At 36.0% G+C, this 20,117-nt stretch carries 14 protein-coding genes, 2 tRNA genes and 1 other annotated feature; all 16 genes read left to right on the forward strand.

What is annotated here, in order from left to right; translation table 11 throughout:
* Positions 1–9 precede the first annotated feature (9 nt).
* The 16 genes from BKP45_RS17900 to lonB all read left to right on the forward strand — a co-directional run bounded on the left by BKP45_RS17900 (position 10) and on the right by lonB (position 19,833).
* Positions 10–603: an XTP/dITP diphosphatase gene (locus tag BKP45_RS17900; protein WP_071389941.1), complete on the forward strand. Its 594-nt coding sequence runs from the start codon at positions 10–12 to the stop codon at positions 601–603.
* A 13-nt stretch (positions 604–616) separates the two neighbouring features.
* Positions 617–1,132: a metallophosphoesterase family protein gene (locus BKP45_RS17905; RefSeq protein ID WP_071389942.1), complete on the forward strand. Its 516-nt coding sequence runs from the start codon at positions 617–619 to the stop codon at positions 1,130–1,132.
* A gap of 312 nt (positions 1,133–1,444) precedes the next feature.
* Positions 1,445–1,518: transfer RNA gene (locus tag BKP45_RS17910), tRNA-Gly, on the forward strand.
* A gap of 6 nt (positions 1,519–1,524) precedes the next feature.
* A tRNA-Arg gene (locus BKP45_RS17915) sits at positions 1,525–1,601 on the forward strand.
* Positions 1,602–2,663: 1,062 nt separating this feature from the next.
* Positions 2,664–4,331: a dihydroxy-acid dehydratase gene (gene ilvD, locus BKP45_RS17920; protein WP_071389943.1), complete on the forward strand. Its 1,668-nt coding sequence runs from the start codon at positions 2,664–2,666 to the stop codon at positions 4,329–4,331.
* 11 nt (positions 4,332–4,342) lie between these two features.
* Positions 4,343–4,607: a binding site (T-box leader), on the forward strand.
* A 205-nt stretch (positions 4,608–4,812) separates the two neighbouring features.
* Positions 4,813–6,540 (forward strand): acetolactate synthase large subunit, encoded by a 1,728-nt coding sequence (gene ilvB / locus BKP45_RS17925; protein WP_071389944.1) that lies wholly within the window; start codon positions 4,813–4,815, stop codon positions 6,538–6,540.
* Complete coding sequence (ilvN, locus tag BKP45_RS17930) at positions 6,537–7,055, forward strand: acetolactate synthase small subunit (protein ID WP_071389945.1); 519 nt, start codon at positions 6,537–6,539, stop codon at positions 7,053–7,055. The genes ilvB and ilvN overlap by 4 nt, the downstream gene beginning before the upstream one ends.
* Before the next feature lie 99 nt (positions 7,056–7,154).
* Positions 7,155–8,177, forward strand: a complete 1,023-nt coding sequence (gene ilvC / locus BKP45_RS17935) for a ketol-acid reductoisomerase (protein ID WP_071311177.1) — start codon at positions 7,155–7,157, stop codon at positions 8,175–8,177.
* Positions 8,164–9,708: a 2-isopropylmalate synthase gene (locus BKP45_RS17940; protein WP_071389946.1), complete on the forward strand. Its 1,545-nt coding sequence runs from the start codon at positions 8,164–8,166 to the stop codon at positions 9,706–9,708. The genes ilvC and BKP45_RS17940 overlap by 14 nt, the downstream gene beginning before the upstream one ends.
* Positions 9,709–9,727: 19 nt before the next feature.
* Complete coding sequence (gene leuB, locus BKP45_RS17945) at positions 9,728–10,816, forward strand: 3-isopropylmalate dehydrogenase (protein ID WP_071389947.1); 1,089 nt, start codon at positions 9,728–9,730, stop codon at positions 10,814–10,816.
* Between the two features lie 110 nt (positions 10,817–10,926).
* A complete protein-coding gene (leuC, locus tag BKP45_RS17950; protein WP_071389948.1) occupies positions 10,927–12,339 on the forward strand; it encodes a 3-isopropylmalate dehydratase large subunit in 1,413 nt (470 codons plus the stop codon).
* Positions 12,340–12,372: 33 nt separating this feature from the next.
* Positions 12,373–12,957 carry a 3-isopropylmalate dehydratase small subunit gene (gene leuD, locus BKP45_RS17955; protein WP_071389949.1) on the forward strand — a complete coding sequence of 195 codons (585 nt, stop codon included), beginning with the start codon at positions 12,373–12,375 and terminating at the stop codon, positions 12,955–12,957.
* Between the two features lie 216 nt (positions 12,958–13,173).
* The gene (locus BKP45_RS17960; protein WP_071389950.1) at positions 13,174–14,199 is read left to right on the forward strand and encodes a tetratricopeptide repeat protein; all 1,026 of its coding nucleotides are present in this window, start codon (positions 13,174–13,176) and stop codon (positions 14,197–14,199) included.
* Between the two features lie 289 nt (positions 14,200–14,488).
* On the forward strand, positions 14,489–15,784 hold the full coding sequence (tig, locus tag BKP45_RS17965; RefSeq protein ID WP_071389951.1) for a trigger factor: 1,296 nt from the start codon (positions 14,489–14,491) through the stop codon (positions 15,782–15,784).
* Between the two features lie 575 nt (positions 15,785–16,359).
* A complete protein-coding gene (gene clpX / locus BKP45_RS17970) occupies positions 16,360–17,631 on the forward strand; it encodes an ATP-dependent protease ATP-binding subunit ClpX (RefSeq protein ID WP_071389952.1) in 1,272 nt (423 codons plus the stop codon).
* A gap of 519 nt (positions 17,632–18,150) precedes the next feature.
* Entirely contained in the window at positions 18,151–19,833 is a 1,683-nt protein-coding gene (gene lonB / locus BKP45_RS17975; RefSeq protein ID WP_071389953.1) for an ATP-dependent protease LonB, read from the forward strand.
* Positions 19,834–20,117: the final 284 nt, after the last annotated feature.

Consider the following 20,117-nt stretch of genomic DNA (forward strand, 5'->3'; position numbering starts at 1 on the left):
GTGGCCTTTTTGAAAGAAATTTTAATTGCGACGAAAAATAAAGGGAAAATTCGTGAATTTGAGGAACTATTTTCTCAATTTGGATTTCGTGTAAAATCTTTACTTAATTTAGAAAGTGTTATTGATGTAGTCGAGGATGGTCTAACATTTCGTGAGAATGCAACAAAAAAAGCTGAAACCATTGCGAAACAATATAATATTGCAACTTTAGCTGACGATTCTGGATTGATTGTAGATGCTCTGAATGGAGAGCCTGGGGTTTTTTCAGCTAGATACGCAGGGCCAAATAAAGATGATCGTGCAAATATGGAGAAAGTTTTACATGAACTAATAGGCGTAAAAGACTCGGAGCGTGCTGCCCGTTTTCATTGTTCATTGGCACTAGCGATTCCAGGACATAGTACAATATTGGTTGACGGAACATGTGAAGGGAAAATTACTCATGAACCTAAAGGTGAAAATGGTTTCGGTTATGACCCTATTATGTATATCCCGCAAAAGAATAAAACAATGGCTGAACTCTCAAAAGAAGAAAAAAATGAAATTAGTCATCGGGCATTGGCATTAAAAAAGATGAAAGAAGTAATACAATCAGTTCTTTAAAAGGAGATTTATCATGAAAGTTCTTGTCATTAGTGATAGTCATGGTCTGAGGGATGAATTGTTCGGATTACTTGATCGATATGAAAGTGAAGTTGATATTATCATTCATTGCGGTGATTCTGAAATACCTAATAAAGCATTTTCCGCTTACGACAACTTACTTATTGTAGGTGGAAATTGTGATTTTGGTAATGACTATCAGGATGAAATAAACATAGAGATATCAGGAATAAATATATTTGTGTCACATGGTCACTATTATAATGTTAAGGAATCTGCGGTAAAGCTTTCTTATCGAGCAGAAGAGTTAGGAGCAAAACTAGTTTGTTTTGGCCATTCACACATAGCTGTTGCGTTTCAAGAAAATGGAGTGGTTTATATCAACCCTGGAAGTTTTCGTTTGCCTAGAAAAAGGATGGAAAGAAGCTATGCTATTATCGATTTCAAAGAAGATACAGCCTATATAACTTTTTTTGACCATAAAGGAAATGAAATACAAGACTTGAAATATAGTTTCCAATTAGTGTAATATAAACGTAGCGACTAACAAAAAAAATTGTGAGAAAAAAAGTCGCTACGTTTAAAAATATGTTGACATTCAGTGTATGAAGTTATATAATATATTTTGTCCTTGGTAATTGTATTGGAGTACATGCCGAATAACAAATGTTAAAATTGCGGGTGTATTTTATGGTAAAACCTCAGCCACGAGCGAAACATCTGTGAAAAAGGCAGCGAGTTGTCTCAACGCAAAAACTTCTATGAATTATCGGGAAGAGGAAGAGACATGGTAAGGCCAAACTGCGTGGATAAAATAAATATTTTATAATTAATTAAAACTGCGGGTGTAGTTTAATGGTAAAACCTCAGCCTTCCAAGCTGATGTCGTGAGTTCGATTCTCATCACCCGCTCCAAATAGTGTCCCAGTAGCTCAGCAGGATAGAGCAACGGCCTTCTAAGCCGTCGGTCGGGAGTTCGAATCTCTCCTGGGACGCCATTTATACATAACCAAAAGCTTAAATCTATAACAATAGGTTTGAGCTTTTTTTGTTTTTGCATAAAATGTATTTTAGAGGTGGGGATGAGAAAAAATATAGGAGGTGCTCTGATGTTATGATGATAACTAAATTAATCCTATTTTATTATCCTCATGGCCATTTCTGTTTCCGCGATTTAAGGAAATAAAGTAGTTTAGGGGAAGGAACCAAACTAAAACCTTATCCGAGTTAGGGAACTTCCTTCTTCTATCCTGAAGAAAGTAAAGTCCAATTTATTAGGTTTAGTTAGGCTACTAACTTTCTTTCCTCATTAGTAAAATTAGATCAATGGATCTTGAGGCAGGCATTGGATTGGAGGTAATGTCAATTATGTTAGAACTTACCCTTAATAAAATGCAGTTATATTTTTGTAAAAAAAAGGTATTCTACTAATGTAAATTCCAGTTCTAAAGATTGTTATCTAGATTAACAAAAATTATTAAAACTCACCAATTTAATATCTATTTTTATTAATTTAAAAAAACTTTATTTTTTAAAATAGTGAAATCCTTTTATTTACATAGGTGTAAGCGTATGCACATAAAGAGAGTGTTCGAAATTATCTAATTATTTTAAAAAAAGTGGTTGACCCCTGAGATTAAAAAGCGTATTATATCTTCAAATACTAAAAAATAAAGAACTAACTACAAGTTTTATCTGTAAGAAAAATTAACAAGATAACAAATAAAAAAGTTATTCTACACTTGTATTCACAAAAGTCAAAAAATTCAAACAATAAAACGAGCGATTGACAATAAATATCCCTCAACGTTATCATTAAATAGTTTTTTATTATAATCATCTTCAGTCTAATAACATACATTAATGGTAGCCCTATAAAAGTTTAACAGGGTTTGTTATCACAAATTAGGTAATTACTATATTTGCGTTTACTGAAGAAGTTGAACATTTGTGTTATCGATATTTAAATAAGACATGATGTTTATATAGCTAAAGTTTATACAAAAGACGAACTAATCCAAGAGGATAAAACAACAAGTATACTAGGGGATGTAGATATTATGCGAAGTGATATGATTAAAAAAGGTATTGACCGTGCGCCGCACAGAAGCTTATTAAGAGCAACTGGTGTAAAAGAAGAAGATATGAATAAGCCATTTATTGGTGTCTGTAATTCATATATCGATATTATTCCAGGCCACGTTCACTTAAATAAATTTGCTGAGGTAGTTAAAGAAGCTATTAGAGAAGCTGGTGGAGTACCCTTTGAATTCAATACAATTGGTGTAGATGATGGAATTGCGATGGGTCACATCGGCATGAGATATTCACTACCTTCACGAGAAATAATTTGTGACGCAGCCGAAACAGTTATTAATGCTCATTGGTTTGACGGAGTTTTTTACATCCCAAATTGTGATAAAATCACCCCTGGAATGTTAATGGCAGCTGTTCGAACTAATGTCCCATCTGTTTTTGTAACAGGAGGTCCAATGGAAGCTGGGCGTACAAAAGATGGGAAGAGCTTATCTTTAGCATCCGTTTTTGAAGGAGTTGGAGCGTTCCAATCAGGAAAAATGTCTCGAGAAGAGCTTTTGGAGATTGAATCATCTGCATGTCCAACGTGTGGATCGTGTTCTGGAATGTTTACAGCAAATTCTATGAACTGTCTTATGGAAATGGTTGGGATGGCATTGCCAGGAAACGGAACAATCGTAGCGACTTCTGAAGACAGAAAAAAACTGATTAAAGATGCTGCAAAACATTTAATGAATTTAATTGAAAAAGATATCCGCCCAAGAGATATCATTACGAAAGAAGCTATTGATGATGCTTTCGCTTTAGATATGGCAATGGGAGGTTCTACAAATACAGTCCTTCATACATTAGCTATTGCTAATGAAGCTGAAATTGAATATGACCTAAAACGAATTAATGAGGTTGCAGAGCGTGTTCCGTATTTATCTAAAATAAGTCCAGCATCAGATTATTCAATGCAAGATGTGCATAATGCTGGTGGAGTCAGTGCCATCATCAAGGAATTATGTAGCATAGAAGGGGCAATTCACCCTGATCGTATGACAATTACCGGGAAGTCAATCTACGAAAATGTTAAAGATGCTGAAATTACAAATGATGAAGTAATTCGTCGTAAAGATAATCCATATAGTCCCGTTGGTGGATTATCAATATTATTTGGAAACATTGCACCTGATGGAGGAGTAATAAAGGTTGGGGGTGTTGATCCTAGCATTCAAACCTTTGATGGTAAAGCGATTGTTTTTAACTCACAAGATGAAGCATTAGAGGGAATTGAAAATGGTTCCGTAAAAGCTGGTCATGTAGTAGTCATCCGTTATGAAGGTCCAAAAGGCGGTCCTGGAATGCCAGAGATGCTTGCTCCTACATCTTCAATTATCGGTAGAGGATTAGGTAAGGATGTTGCTTTAATTACTGATGGAAGGTTCTCTGGAGCATCGAGGGGAATTTCTATAGGACATATTTCTCCAGAAGCAGCAGAGGGCGGCCCGATCGCTTTTATTGAAAACGGAGATAGAATTATCATTGATTTAACAAATCGAACAATTAACTTAGATATTTCCGATGAAGAATTAGAAAACAGAAAGAAATCTTGGGTTCAACCAGAGCCGAAGGTGAAAAAGGGATATTTAGCTCGTTATTCTAAACTAGTAACCTCGGCTAATACAGGTGGGGTAATGAAAATATAAAAATTTTATACAATAAAACGTCGAAGAGGAAAAGTAGTTTTAAGTGTTGGTATCTACAGAGAGCCGTTGTCGCTGTGAATACGGTGATACCCCTTATTACGAACTCACCTCTGAGTGTCAATATGAAAGGAATTTATAGGTTCCGAGTAGTATTGGTCGAGTGATACCGTCACTCGTTATCAAAACTGAACGATAAAATCGTTCCTGAGGTGGTAAATTGTATAATTAACCATGAAAAAGGGTGGTACCGTGGAAAGAAATCTTTTCACCCCTTACTAAAAGCAAATGTTGCTTATTTATAGGGGTGAGAAGGTTTTTTATTTTACTTTCAAAAAGAATTTTGATGGTATGAGAAAAGGTGGATATTATAACAATAATGGTTAACTTTGAAAATAATGTTGTCACCTCCCTTCTAAAACATGGTATGTATGAATAGCCAATAGAGCTGCATAAATAAAATCAACTTGTTAGGGGGATAAAAATGAGTACCAAGTTGAGGAAAAAAGAAGTAATTGTTGAAAAAGAAAATCAAATGATGACTGGTTCATCCATGCTGATCGAAGCAATAAAGCAAGAGGGAGTAGATGTGATTTTTGGTTACCCGGGTGGAGCAATTTTACCAGCCTATGATCAAATTTATAAGGATGGAATTCGTCACATCTTAGCAAGGCATGAGCAAGGCGCGATTCACGCAGCAGAAGGATATGCGAGAGTATCTGGAAAGCCAGGTGTTGTAGTCGTGACATCTGGTCCAGGAGCTACTAATGTGGTTACGGGAATTGCAGATGCAATGATGGATTCACTTCCATTAGTTGTTTTTACTGGTCAAGTTGCTAGTTCTGTAATTGGTACAGATGCCTTTCAGGAAGCTGACGTAGTAGGTATTACAATGCCGATAACAAAACATAGTTATCAAGTGCGAAACGTAAATGACTTACCGAGAATAATTAAGGAAGCATTTCATATTGCGACAACCGGAAGGCCAGGACCTGTATTAATTGACTTACCAAAGGATGTTTCACTGGAAACAGGTTTGTTTGATTATAGTAAAGCAGTTGATTTGCCAGGGTACCAACCCACGATCATGCCTAATAAGTTACAAGTTAGAAAACTTGTAGAAGCAGTAAGTAGTGCAAAGAAACCACTTATCTTAGTTGGTGCCGGTGTGTTACATGCTAATGGAACTGATGAACTGTTAAAGTATGTTGAGCAACAGCAAATTCCTATTGCAAGTACCCTTTTAGGATTGGGAGCATTTCCAGGTGATCATGAATTGTTTTTAGGGATGGCTGGGATGCATGGAACTTACACAGCAAACATGGCTATTTATGAGTGCGATCTGTTAATTAGTTTAGGTAGCCGTTTTGATGATAGGGTAACAGGAAACCTTGAGAAGTTTGCACCAAATGCTAAAATTGCACACATTGATATTGATCCAGCAGAAATCGGGAAAAATATTGAAACTCAAATTCCGATTGTTTCAGATGCCAAAGAAGCTCTAAAAGAATTAATTACCCAAAATGGTGTCAAATCGCAAAATTCAGTTTGGATCGAAGATTTAAAACGTTTAAAACAAGAGTATCCGTTATGGTATACAGAAGATACATCAGTAATAAAACCACAACAACTAATTGAGCGTATTTACGAAAAAACAAAAGGTGAAGCGATTGTAACAACAGATGTTGGACAGCATCAAATGTGGACAGCACAATTTTTTAAATTTAAAAAGCCAAATCGTTGGGTTACGTCAGGTGGTTTAGGAACAATGGGATTTGGTTTCCCGGCTGCAATAGGAGCACAAATAGCTGAACCTAATACTCCGGTTATAGCATTCATGGGAGACGCTGGGTTCCAAATGACTCTGCAGGAGCTATCACTTTTACAAGAAATGAAACTTCCAGTAAAATTAGTAATTGTAAATAATGCTTCCTTAGGGATGGTTCGACAATGGCAACAATTATTTTTTGAAGAACGTTATTCAAACTCTTTATTCCCTGTTCAACCAGACTTCGTAAAACTTGCCGAAGCTTATGACATAAAAGGTATGAGAGTGGATAGTGTGAATGATTTAGATAAAGCAGTTGAAGAGATGCTTGCTCATGATGGTCCAGTTTTAGTTGATTTTAGAGTAGCATCTAGAGAAAATGTTTACCCAATGGTGGCACCAGGTAAAGGATTACACGAAATGATTGGGGTGAAACCATTATGAAACGAATAATAACAGCAACTGTAAATAATGTTTCAGGTGTTTTAAACCGGGTGACTGGAATGTTTGCTAGAAGAAACTACAATATTGAAAGCATTACGGTAGGGCACACTGAAAATCCAGCAATTTCTAGAATGACTTTTGTAGTAGTTGTTGACAGTGAGGAAAGTATAGAGCAAGTTATAAAACAATTAAATAAACAAATAGATGTGCTCAAAGTTTCAGATATCACAGATGAGTCAATAGTTTCAAGAGAACTAGCACTTATAAAAGTGTTTAGTACGGCTCAACAAAGAAGTGAGATCGCAGCAGTAATTAACCCATTTCGTGCTTTAATTATTGATGTTGGAAGAGAAAGTATGACTGTCCAAGTTACTGGTGATCAAGAAAAAATAGGAGCACTTATTGATTTACTACATCCTTACGGCATCAAAGAGTTAGCAAGAACTGGTATTACAGCCTTCAAACGGGGGCAGAAAGTGTCAAATAACGACCAAAGAGTAGTTTTAATTAATTAGGAATTTGTAAGGAAATTGTGAAACATCACATGGTACTCTCACTTTCTTAATTTCAAAATTATAAATTTAAAATAATAAAATTAGAGGAGTTGTTTAATAATGGCAAAGGTTTATTATAATGGTGATGTAAATGAAGCAGTACTACAAGGGAAAAAGGTAGCAGTAATTGGTTATGGATCACAAGGTCATGCTCATGCTTTAAACTTAAAAGAAAGTGGAGTAGACGTAGTAGTAGGATTACGTAAAGGTGGATCTTGGGACAAAGCGGTAGCAGATGGTCATACTGTTGTTTCAGTAAATGAAGCTGCAGCACAAGCCGATCTTATCATGGTACTTTTACCAGATGAATATCAACCAAAGATTTATAAAGAAGAAATTGAACCAAACTTAAAAGAAGGAAAAGCGTTAGTTTTTGCACATGGTTTTAACGTTCATTTCAGTCAGATCGTACCACCTGCTAATGTTGACGTATTCCTTGTAGCTCCAAAAGGTCCAGGTCATTTAGTTCGCAGAACGTATACTGAGGGAGCTGGAGTTCCAGGATTAATCGCTGTATACCAAGACGCTACAGGAAATGCAAAAGAGTTAGCATTAGCATATGCAAAGCAAATTGGTTCAGCTCGCGCTGGTGTTCTTGAAACTACATTCCAAGAAGAAACTGAAACAGATCTTTTCGGTGAGCAAGCAGTGTTATGTGGAGGAACTTCTGCATTAGTAAAAGCAGGATTCGAAACATTAGTAGAAGCTGGTTATCAGCCAGAAGTAGCATATTTTGAGTGTTTACATGAATTAAAACTAATTGTAGACCTTATGTATGAAAGTGGATTAGAAGGTATGCGCTATTCAATTTCAGATACTGCACAATGGGGAGACTTTGTTTCAGGACCACGTGTAGTAACTGAAGATACAAAGAAAGCAATGAAAGATATTCTAACAGACATTCAAACAGGTAAGTTTGCTAAAGGTTGGATCCTAGAAAACCAAGCAAATCGTCCTGAATTTAACGCAATCAATGCTAGAGAAAAACAACATCCGATCGAAGTGGTAGGAAAAGAACTTCGTGAAATGATGCCGTTCGTAAAGGCAAAACATAAGGACGTGGTCACAAGTGGGAAAAATTAATGTCTTTGATACGACATTAAGAGATGGTGAGCAATCAGCTGGTGTAAATCTTAATTTTGAAGAAAAATTAGAGATTGCAAGGCAATTGGAGCGATTAAACGTTGATATTATTGAAGCGGGTTTCCCCGCTTCATCCCCTGGGGATTTTCGCTCGGTAAAAGCAATTGCAGACACAATAAAAGGCTGTTCTGTAACAGGACTATCTCGTTCGGTTCAAAAAGATATTGATGCCGCTTGGGAAGCGCTAAAAGGTGGAGTGGAACCAAGATTACATGTATTTATTGCTACTTCGCCTATCCATATGAAACATAAGTTAAAGAAAACTCCTGATGAAGTTGTTGAAACAGCGGTACAATCTGTTCGTTATGCAGCGAGATATTTTCCACATATTCAATGGTCTGCTGAAGATGCATGTCGATCTGATCTAGATTTTTTAGTTCGTATTATTAAGGAAGTTATTGATGCTGGTGCTTCTGTCATTAATATTCCTGATACAGTCGGTTATATTACTCCAAGTGAAATAGGAGAAATATTCTCTTATTTAAGAAATAATGTTCCAAATATAGATAAAGCTATTTTATCTACTCACTGTCATGATGATTTAGGTATGGCGGTAGCAAACTCTCTTTCGGCAGTTGAACATGGAGCAGGGCAAGTTGAGTGTACAATCAATGGTATTGGAGAGCGAGCAGGGAATGCATCTTTAGAAGAAATCGCAGTTGCTCTCAAAATCCGTGGTGATTATTACAACGCTGAAACAAGGTTAAAGCTAAATGAAATCAAAAGAACAAGTTCCCTTGTAAGTAAGCTTACAGGTATGGTTGTTCCTGGAAATAAAGCTATTGTAGGTGCGAATGCTTTTGCTCATGAATCTGGTATTCACCAAGATGGTGTATTAAAAGAAAAAACCACTTACGAAATTATTACACCGGAACTAGTTGGGGTTACTTCAAATCGAATGGTACTTGGAAAGCACTCAGGTCGCCATGCGTTTAAAGAAAAGGTTAAGGAACTTGGCTATAACGTAAAAGAGGAAGAATTAAATCGCCTTTTTGCTGCCTTTAAAGATTTAGCGGATAAAAAGAAAGAAGTAACAGAAGATGATATTTTTGCTCTTCTTACTGAAGAACGAGTGGCGAGTAGTGTAGCTTATTATAAAGTTGAACAGCTTCAAGTCAACTACGGTACTAATAATATCCCAACTGCGACAATCACACTGAAGACTCCAGAAGGGAAAGAACTTCAAGAAGCTGCAACGGGTTCTGGGAGTGTAGAAGCGATTTACAATACTCTTGAGAGAATGATTGAATCGCCAGTTAAATTATTAGATTATCGTATTCAATCGGTAAGTGGTGGTAGAGACGCACTTGCGGAGGTTTACGTAAAAGTTAAGTTTAAAGAAGTTGAAACAAGTGGACGAGGAACGGCTAATGATGTCTTAGAGGCTTCAGCAAAAGCATACGTAAACGCGATTAATCGTGTATTAAATCGCAAATCAAAGGAAGAGTGTTCAGAAACAGTTCAGTTGTGATGTCTAAGGGGGAACAAAAATGAATAAAACAATAACAGTGTTACCTGGCGACGGAATTGGTCCTGAGGTTATCAAAGCAGCGCAGAAAGTATTAGATACTGTTGCCGAAAAGTTTAGTCACCAATTTACGTACCAGAATGCCAAAATAGGTGGAGTGGCGATAGACGAAGATGGAACACCACTTCCTCAAGAAACAATTGACCTTTGTAAAAAAAGTGATGGTGTTTTGTTAGGAGCAGTAGGTGGACCAAAGTGGGATACACTTCCAGGACATATGCGTCCGGAGAGAGGTCTACTAGGTATCCGTAAAGCGTTAGAGTTATATGCTAACTTACGACCAGTCACTGCTCACAAAAGCTTATTAGATGCTTCAACCTTAAAGAGAGAAGTTATTGAAGGTGTAGACTTAATGATCGTTCGTGAATTAACGGGTGGATTATATTTTGGTCAACCTCAAGAGAGACGACAAGAAAATGATGGAGAGTCAGTTGTTGACACTCTTTATTATAAGAATTACGAAATTGAACGAATTATTAGACAAGCTTTTGAATTAGCTCGTCTACGTCGTAAAAAAGTGACATCTGTTGACAAAGCTAATGTTCTTGAATCAAGTAGAGTTTGGCGTGAGATTGCAATCGCTGTTCACGCAGATTATCCTGATGTAGAGTTAGAACATATGTTAGTTGACAATGCTGCCATGCAACTTATCCGAGATCCTAAGCAATTTGACGTTGTAGTAACTGAAAATATGTTTGGTGACATCTTAAGTGATGAAGCATCAATGCTAACAGGTTCTCTAGGAATGTTACCATCTGCAAGTATTAATGGAAATGGACCGGGGCTTTATGAACCAATTCATGGTTCCGCACCGGATATTGCAGGGAAAAACTTGGCTAATCCATTAGCAACGATTTTATCTGTTGCAATGTTACTTCGCTACTCGTTTTTAATGCAAGAGGAAGCAGATGCTGTTGAAACTGCTGTTACGAAAGTTTTGGAAGCAGGTTACCGTACGGGAGATATTGCAGAAAAAGGACAGCCAGTGTTAAGTACAGAAGAAATGACTGAAAAAGTTATCGAACATATTCAATTAGCAGTAACAAATTAAAATGTAGAAAAGAGATGTAGAATTAAGAAATAGCTTGAAGGCGCTGCTTTTAAGTAGCGCCTTCAATAATTCTACATTTTCCTTTTACATTAGAATGGGAGAGGATCTTGATGAGTAAAAAAACGATCATCGAAAAAATTTGGGATAAGCATACAGTTGTTGATGAACCAGGTAAACCTACTCTATTATACATCGACCTTCATATGGTTCACGAAGTTACCTCACCTCAAGCCTTTGAGGGATTACGTTTAAAGGGAAGAAAAGTTCGCCGTCCTGATTTGACGTTTGCAACAATGGACCATAACGTTCCAACGCTAAACCGTTATACAATCACTGATGAAATTGCAAAAAAGCAAATGGATACCTTGTCTGAGAACTGTAATCAATTTGGAATTAAAGTTGCTGATTTAAACAGCCCTGATAGTGGGATTGTTCATGTAATCGGTCCTGAATTAGGTCTAACTCAGCCAGGTAAAACAATTGTTTGTGGAGATAGCCATACGTCTACTCATGGTGCCTTTGGTGCATTAGCGTTTGGAATCGGAACAAGTGAAGTAGAACATGTTCTAAGTACACAAACATTATGGCAATCAAAGCCAAAAACGTTACAAGTACATGTAAAAGGTGACTTACCTATAGGTGTAACAGCTAAAGACGTTATTTTAGCAATTATTGCAAAATATGGTGTTAATTTTGGAACTGGTTCAGTCATCGAATTTACAGGTGAATCTATTCGTAAAATGACTATGGAAGAACGTATGACAATTTGTAATATGAGTATCGAAGCAGGTGCAAAAGCTGGTTTAATAAGCCCAGATGAAGTAACTTTCGAATACTTAAAAGGAAAAGAATATGCTCCACAAGGAGAAGCTTTTGAAAAAGCTGTTGCAGAGTGGAAAGCCCTTGCTACTGATGAAGGAGCTACTTACGATCAAACAGTTGAAATAGACGCATCTGAAATTGAGCCACAAGTAACATGGGGAACTAATCCTTCACAAGGAATTGGTATTAATGGAGTAGTACCTAATCCTGCTAATGCTACAAATGCTGTTGATAAAAAAGCTGTAGAGCAAGCACTTGAATACATGGGTCTTGAACCTAATACACCGATTACTGATATTGAGATTCAACATGTATTTATTGGTTCATGTACAAACTCTAGAATGAGTGACCTGCGTGCAGCAGCGCAAGTAGCAAAAGGAAGAAAAGTAGCACCTGGAGTACGAGCAATGGTTGTTCCAGGTTCGCAGAAAATCAAATTACAAGCTGAGGCAGAAGGTTTAGATCAAGTTTTCTTAGAAGCTGGCTTCGAATGGCGTGAGTCTGGTTGCAGTATGTGTTTAAGCATGAACCCTGACTTCGTACCAGAAGGAGAACGTTGTGCTTCTACTTCAAACCGAAACTTCGAAGGTCGCCAAGGAAAAGGTGCAAGAACTCATCTAGTTAGTCCGGCAATGGCAGCAGCAGCAGCAATAGCTGGTAAGTTCGTTGATGTTCGTACGTTTACTGAGGCAACAGTTTAATAGAAAACATTTTTGTTGGAGGTGCAGTTAGTTATGGCTGGAATTGTAGTTCATAAAGGTAATGCAGCGGCAATGGACCGTGTAAATGTAGATACAGATCAAATTATTCCAAAGCAATTTTTAAAACGTATTGAAAGATCTGGTTTTGGTCAATTCTTATTTTTTGATTGGCGTTTCAATGCTGATGGAACAGATAATAGTAACTTTGAATTAAATCAACCACACAACAAAAACGCAACTATTTTAGTAGCTAATGAAAACTTTGGTTGTGGTTCTTCAAGAGAACATGCTCCTTGGGCGATCCAAGATTATGGGTTCCAAGTAGTTATTTCACCAAGTTTTGCAGATATTTTTTACAATAACTGCGTAAAAAATGGTATTCTTCCGATCAAACTTACAGAAACTGAAGTAGAGGAATTGTTAGCGAAAGCTGATAAGGGTGTTTATGAATTAACAGTTGATTTGAAAGAACAAACTGTATCTGATGACCAAGGTTTTTCAGCAAAATTCACAATTGATCCGTACTGGAAAGAAATGCTTATGAACGGTTGGGATGAAGTATCTGTAACATTAAATTATGAAGAAGATATTTCTGAATATGAAAAACAAAGAGCATAAGTAAGGACAAGAAGGGGAGACAAACAATTGTCTTTCCTTCTTTTTTTACATAATCAGAATTTATAAATTTCTAACTTGGAAACTGTCTAGCACAATGAGAAAGTAAATCATGTGTGTTTCTTGGCATAAGGCGTAAGAAGTTGTTTCGTTGTAATTCATATATTAGAATGGTAAACTTAAAGGAAAAGGCGTACTAAAGGGTGGAGCGATTGTTTCATGAGAGAGAAACAAAAAAAAATTAAGGAAAAGGTAGTTTTATTTCCGGGTGTAGTGGAAAAGCTTGTAGCAAAGGGCATGGAAGCATTAAAGCAAAAAAGTTTTTCAGATGCATTTTCATTTTTTGACCAAGCACTACAAATTGAACCGGATCATCCGCAAGCAAGGTTTGGTCTTGCTTTAAGCTTAATTGAACAAGCAAGGTTAGAAGAAGCTAAAGAAGTTACTGAACAAATGCTTAAAGAAGATGTTGGTAATTATTATGATATTTTACAAGTACATATTTCCTTATTGGTTCAACTAGGAGAATATGATGAAGTAGTTACTATGCTTGAAGGCATTATGACTGAAGAAAAGTTGCCAGCAAATCTAGCAGAATCTTTTTATCACCTATTACATTTTAGTCGTCAGATGGTAGATGATGGGACACAAGTAGAAATTGATATCGATATCAAACAGCCGCCAGAAGAAGTGTTAAATATGTTATATAATGGCACAGTTGAGAAGCAATGGCTGGCAATTCAAATGTTAGGGAAATTGCCCGCATCAGTTTTTATGGAAACAGTCAAACAATACTTAATGACAGACCAATTTGATCCAGTACTGAAAAGTATTATTTTGCAGCAGCTAAAAGAAAAGAATGTAATAGGAGATATTGAAATACATAAGTTTGGTAAAGTAATCCACATAAACATTTCTGAATTAGAAGATGTTTACCATGAGGAATTTGGTCAAAATACTATAAAGTTAGTAGCTGAACAATTAGAAAATGATAATCCTAGTTTATTTGAAGTAGTTACCCAATTGTGGTGGCATTATCTCTTTGCTATCTATCCTATTTCACCTGAACCGTTGCAACCTTCACTATGGGCTGCTGCTGTGCATAGGACGGGAATTGAAATGGCAGGAATAGACTTTGATGATTATAACTTAGCAAACAAATATAACGTAGATAAAGAAGAGATGGTCGTTTGTTCCGAGGGGATTTTGAAAATTGAGAACGAGACCTATAAAGGAATTACATAATAATACTGGTTACTATTCTTCTAACAGTATTAGATCCAGTATTATAGCTGGAAAGATTTTGTACTAATTTCTAACAGTTGAAATGATACTACTCTATGGTATAATAGAATGGTTGTAAAAAGTGGAATATCATATAATTTTTTATGCTTTAAGAAAGGTTACACCTTTGTTAGAGGATTAAATTACATTGAAAAATGATACTCAGTCTTATAATGATAGTCAGTTTAGTTTTTCAAGTGTTACAAGCCACAAATACTTAATGATTGAAAATGTTGGAGGGAAAGAATAAATGACTGCAAAATGGGAAAAGTTAGAAGGAAATCAAGGCGTACTTACAATTGAAGTAGAAGCCGCAAAGGTTGATGAAGCGTTAGATCAAGCTTTTAAAAAAGTAGTAGGTAAAGTGAATGTACCTGGGTTCCGTAAAGGGAAAATTCCTCGTGCGATGTTTGAACAACGTTTTGGAGTTGAATCGTTATACCAAGATGCTTTAGATATTTTATTACCAACTGCATATGGAGCTGCGATTCAGGAAACAAATATTGAACCTGTAGACCGTCCTGATATTGATGTTGAACAAATGGGCAAAGGACAAAATCTTATTTTCAAAGCTACAGTAACTGTAAAGCCAGAAGTTCAGCTTGGGGAATATAAAGGTTTAGAAGTTGAAGAAATGGAAACAACTGTAACTGATGAAGATGTTGAACTTGAGTTAAAACAACTTCAAGAAAAACATGCTGAATTAATCGTTGTTGAAGAGGGAACAATTGAAAATGGCGATACTGCTATTATTGATTTCGAAGGTTTTGTTGATGGTACACCTTTTGAAGGTGGAAAAGGGGAAAACTATTCATTAGAAATTGGTTCTGGTTCATTTATTCCAGGTTTTGAAGAGCAATTAGTTGGTGTTAAATCAGGAGAAGAAAAAGATGTTGAAGTATCTTTCCCTGAAGAATATCATGCTGCTGATTTAGCTGGTAAGCCTGCAGTATTTAAATGTAAAGTTCACGATATTAAACGTAAGCAGCTTCCAGAGCTTAATGACGAGTTTGCAAAAGATGTAAATGAGGAAGTTGAAACGTTAGAAGCTTTAAAAAATAATATTAAAGAAAAAATGATCCAAGACAAAGAAACAGAAGCTAACCACCAAAAACGTGATTCCCTAGTAGAAAAAGCTGCAGAGAATGCTACTATTGATATACCAGAAGCAATGATTACAACTGAAGTAGACCGTATGTTAGAAGAGTTTGGACAACGCCTTCAAGCTCAAGGTATGAATTTAGATTTATACTACCAGTTCTCAGGTACAGATGAAAATGGTATGCGCGAGCAATTTAAAGCAGATGCTGAAAAAAGAGTTCGTATTAACTTAACTCTTGAAGCTATTGCTCAAGCAGAAAATTTAGAAGTATCTGATGAAGAAGTTGAAGTTGAACTTGAAAAAATGTCAGAACTTTATAAGCGTTCTGTTGATGAACTTAAACAAATTCTAGCAATGCAAGGTGGAATTGCTGCTATGAAGGGTGATTTAAAAGTTCGTAAAGCAGTAGATTTACTTGTTGAAAATAGTAAAGTTGTTGCATAACAATACTAATAACAAGGCGCGAATATTTTCGTGCCTTGTTTTATACTATAATAATTTATAAATTCTAATAAGTTTCATAATTGTTTATTTTCGCTACTCTGATACTAAATGTTGTTGGATGAAGATCGTTTCCAACAACATTTAGACTGATGTAGATCCATTTAGGTAATTATGAAATTCACTCACATAAAATAATTAAAATTTTTTTGATAAATAAGTTATGTTTTTTATATTATTAGTAAATTAATTGTAGTAGGAACTAACAGGTATGATATATACATAAAGCCTTTAAATTATGAAAGTATATTTTTTGACAAGGAAATTTGAAATTCTTTATTTTTTTAAAAGGAAAAAAGGAGGTAAAAATTGAATTAATTACATATACTCTTAAATACATACGGAGTAATCAAAAATTATCTTCGTACATACTATGTTTTATAGTGGGTGCTACAATTAGCGCTTACTGCTTAAGATGTGATAAAATGCTATACATATGAAAGACTAAATGAATTCGGTAAAATTTTAGTACGATATTAGTATCGAGAGATAGAACAAACTTTGAGGGGTGAAAATTTATGTTTAAATTTAATGACGAAAAAGGACAGCTGAAGTGTTCTTTTTGCGGTAAGACTCAAGATCAAGTAAGGAAACTTGTTGCTGGTCCAGGGGTTTATATATGTGACGAGTGTATCGAGTTGTGTACTGAAATCGTTGAGGAAGAATTGGGAACAGAGGAAGAAGTTGACTTTCAAGATATTCCAAAACCAAAGGAAATTCGTGAAATTCTAGATGATTATGTAATAGGACAGGAACAAGCTAAGAAGACATTATCAGTGGCTGTATATAACCACTATAAACGTATTAATTCTGGCCAAAAAGCAGATGAGGTTGAACTATCAAAAAGTAATATTTGTATGATAGGCCCAACAGGGAGTGGGAAAACCCTTCTTGCGCAAACGATGGCTCGAATATTAAATGTGCCATTTGCTATTGCAGATGCTACAAGTCTAACGGAAGCAGGATACGTAGGTGAAGATGTTGAAAACATTCTTCTTAAATTAATTCAAGCAGCTGATTACGATGTAGAAAAAGCCGAAAAAGGAATTATTTACATCGATGAAATTGATAAAGTTGCTCGTAAGTCAGAGAACCCTTCTATTACTCGAGATGTATCAGGTGAAGGTGTGCAGCAAGCCCTTCTTAAAATTCTTGAAGGGACAACAGCGAGTGTTCCTCCTCAAGGTGGTAGAAAACACCCACATCAAGAATTTATTCAAATTGACACAACGAATATTTTATTTATTTGTGGTGGGGCATTTGACGGTATAGAACAAATTATTAAACGTCGTTTAGGTAAAAAGGTTATTGGGTTTGGCTCTGATGTTGGTAAACAAGAAGATTTAAAACCGGGTGAATATTTGGCAAAAGTATTACCAGAAGATTTACTTCGTTTCGGTCTAATTCCAGAATTTATTGGGAGACTACCTGTCATTTCAAGTTTACAGCCTCTCGATGAAGATGCATTAATCGAAATTTTAACTAGACCAAAGAATGCTCTAGTTAAGCAATATGTCAAGTTGTTAGAATTAGATGACGTTGAATTAACATTTACTGATGACGCTTTAGTGGAAGTAGCGAAACAAGCCATTGAACGTAAAACGGGAGCTCGTGGTTTACGTTCAATAATTGAAGGTATAATGTTAGATGTAATGTTTGAATTACCTTCACGTGATGATATTGCAAAATGTACAATTACCCCTGAAGTTGTTACTGATAATGCAAATCCTATTTTGGAAACAAAAGATGGAGAAGTTATTCAAAAACCACTTCCGAAAGAAAGTGCGTAAAAAACTTAGCCCGATAACGTGACGGCTTAACTGAATAATGATTTATTTTCTGCAAAGCTAGTGAACAAACTATTTGTTCGCTAGCTTTTTTATATAATCAGAATTTATAAATTTCTAATTTGGAACCTGTCTAGCGCAAGCAGCCTACGAGCTCGGTCACTTCAGTCAAGAAACGGACTTCAATAACTACTTGAATAACCTCTCAGAATAGCTTCATGCAGCTTTGCTTCGAGGAAGCTTACTACGAAGCAATACTAGAAGACGCAGAAGCACGTAGGAAGCCAAAGAGCGGCTTCTGTCAAAGGCCTTCCAGTGCCTATCGCTCGTGACCAAGGCGCTTGCGCTTTTCTTGTATTAGGGAATGATCTGAGGTACTTTACAAAAATTTTCGAGTAGAGTTAGTAACTATTTTTTCCATGCGATAACAATTATTCCCTTCTCACAAATTGAAGATTACTCGATACATTACCGGAGATACTAAATGGCATAGATCTTGAAAAATTAGTAGGAGGGTACTTCATGAATTGGGCAGGCATAGCATTGTTGATTCAGTTATTTTTTGGGATTATCATTGGTCTTTATTTTTGGAACCTGTTGAAAAGCCAAAGGACACAACGGGTGTCAGTTGATAAAGAATCAAAAAAAGAACTTGAGCAATTAAGAAGAATGAGATCAATAAAATTAAGTGAGCCTCTGTCAGAAAAAGTGAGGCCGAAAAATTTTGATGAAATAGTTGGGCAAGAAGATGGTATTCGCTCTTTACGTGCTGCTCTATGTGGACCGAATCCACAACACATTATTGTATATGGTCCACCGGGTGTTGGAAAAACAGCGGCTGCTAGATTGGTTCTTGAAGAAGCTAAGAAAAATCCAGCTTCACCGTTTAGAGCTTCAAGTGTTTTTATTGAATTAGACGGTACAACAGCTCGTTTTGACGAAAGAGGAATAGCTGATCCATTAATAGGCTCAGTACATGATCCTATTTATCAAGGTGCAGGTGCTATGGGGCAAGCTGGAATTCCACAGCCGAAACACGGTGCGGTTACGAAAGCGCATGGTGGAGTCTTATTTATTGATGAAGTTGGAGAACTTCATTCAATTCAGTTTAACAAATTGTTGAAAGTCCTTGAAGATCGAAAAGTATTTTTAGAAAGTGCATACTATAGTGAGGAGAATACACAAATTCCGCAGCATATTCACGATATCTTTAAGAATGGATTGCCGGCAGATTTTCGATTAATTGGGGCAACAACACGAACGCCAAATGAAATACCACCTGCTATACGCTCTCGCTGTTTGGAAGTCTATTTTAGAGCGTTAACCCCTGCTGAAATCATTAAAGTTGCTCAAAAAGCTGTAGATAAAATCAACTTTGAGTTAGAAGAAGGAGTGTTAGAATTAATTTCAAAGTATGCAACAAACGGAAGAGAGGCAGTGAATATTGTTCAAATATCTTCTGGAGTTGCGACGTCAGAAAATAGAGAATTTATAAAAGTTTCTGATGTAGAGTGGGTAATTCATTCTAGCCAACGATCTCCACGTCCAGAAAAGAATATCCATAAAGAACCAACCGTTGGCTTGGTAAATGGTCTTGCTGTTTATGGACCAAATTCTGGGTCAATTATTGAAATTGAAGTTACTGCGTATGAAAATAAAGGAAAAGGAAGAATAAATATAACAGGGATAGCTGAGGAAGAAAGCACTGGTGACAGAGTACGTTCAATTCGACGAAAAAGTATGGCCAAAGGCTCTATTGAGAATGTGGCTACAGTACTTAGGAAAATGGGAGTTCCTACAGATGATTATGATATCCATGTCAATTTTCCAGGGGGGACACCTATTGATGGCCCTTCAGCAGGAATTTCAATGGCTACAGCCATTTATTCAGCTATTCATAATATCAAAATTGACAATGAATTAGCTATGACTGGTGAATTAAGTATTCACGGATCTGTTAAACCTATAGGTGGTGTAGTAGCTAAAGTAGAAGCTGCTAAGCAGGCGGGTGCGAAACGTGTATTAATTCCGATTGAAAATTACCAAGCAATTTTTAAAGAACAAAAGGGCATTGAAGTAATTTGTGTGTCTACTCTACAAGAAGTTTTTGACCTCGCTTTTGTTATCGAAGAAAGTTTAAAAGAAGAAGATGTCATTCCTGCTAGTATAATTAATCAGGATACTAGTCCTTCTGCGCTTGTTTAATAATGGTTGGGGCTTCTTAAACACATGAGGCCCCTATCAATAGTGATATTTTATGTTATTGTTCTATACCTTTGAAGAACATTATAAGTAGTAAATATTTGCCTAAAGAATTAACTATAGAATAAATCCCTTAAATTAAGATGGTTGATTGCTCATACGTTTAAGCTTATTTGGTAGCTATTTTCATTAAGGTAAAACGCCAAAACCGATAGTTATGTTTTTGTCTAAGTAATACACCTAATTTCATTGTAATATTAGACAAACTAGGAACGATAAGATAAAAT

It is taken from the genome of Anaerobacillus alkalidiazotrophicus (assembly GCF_001866055.1).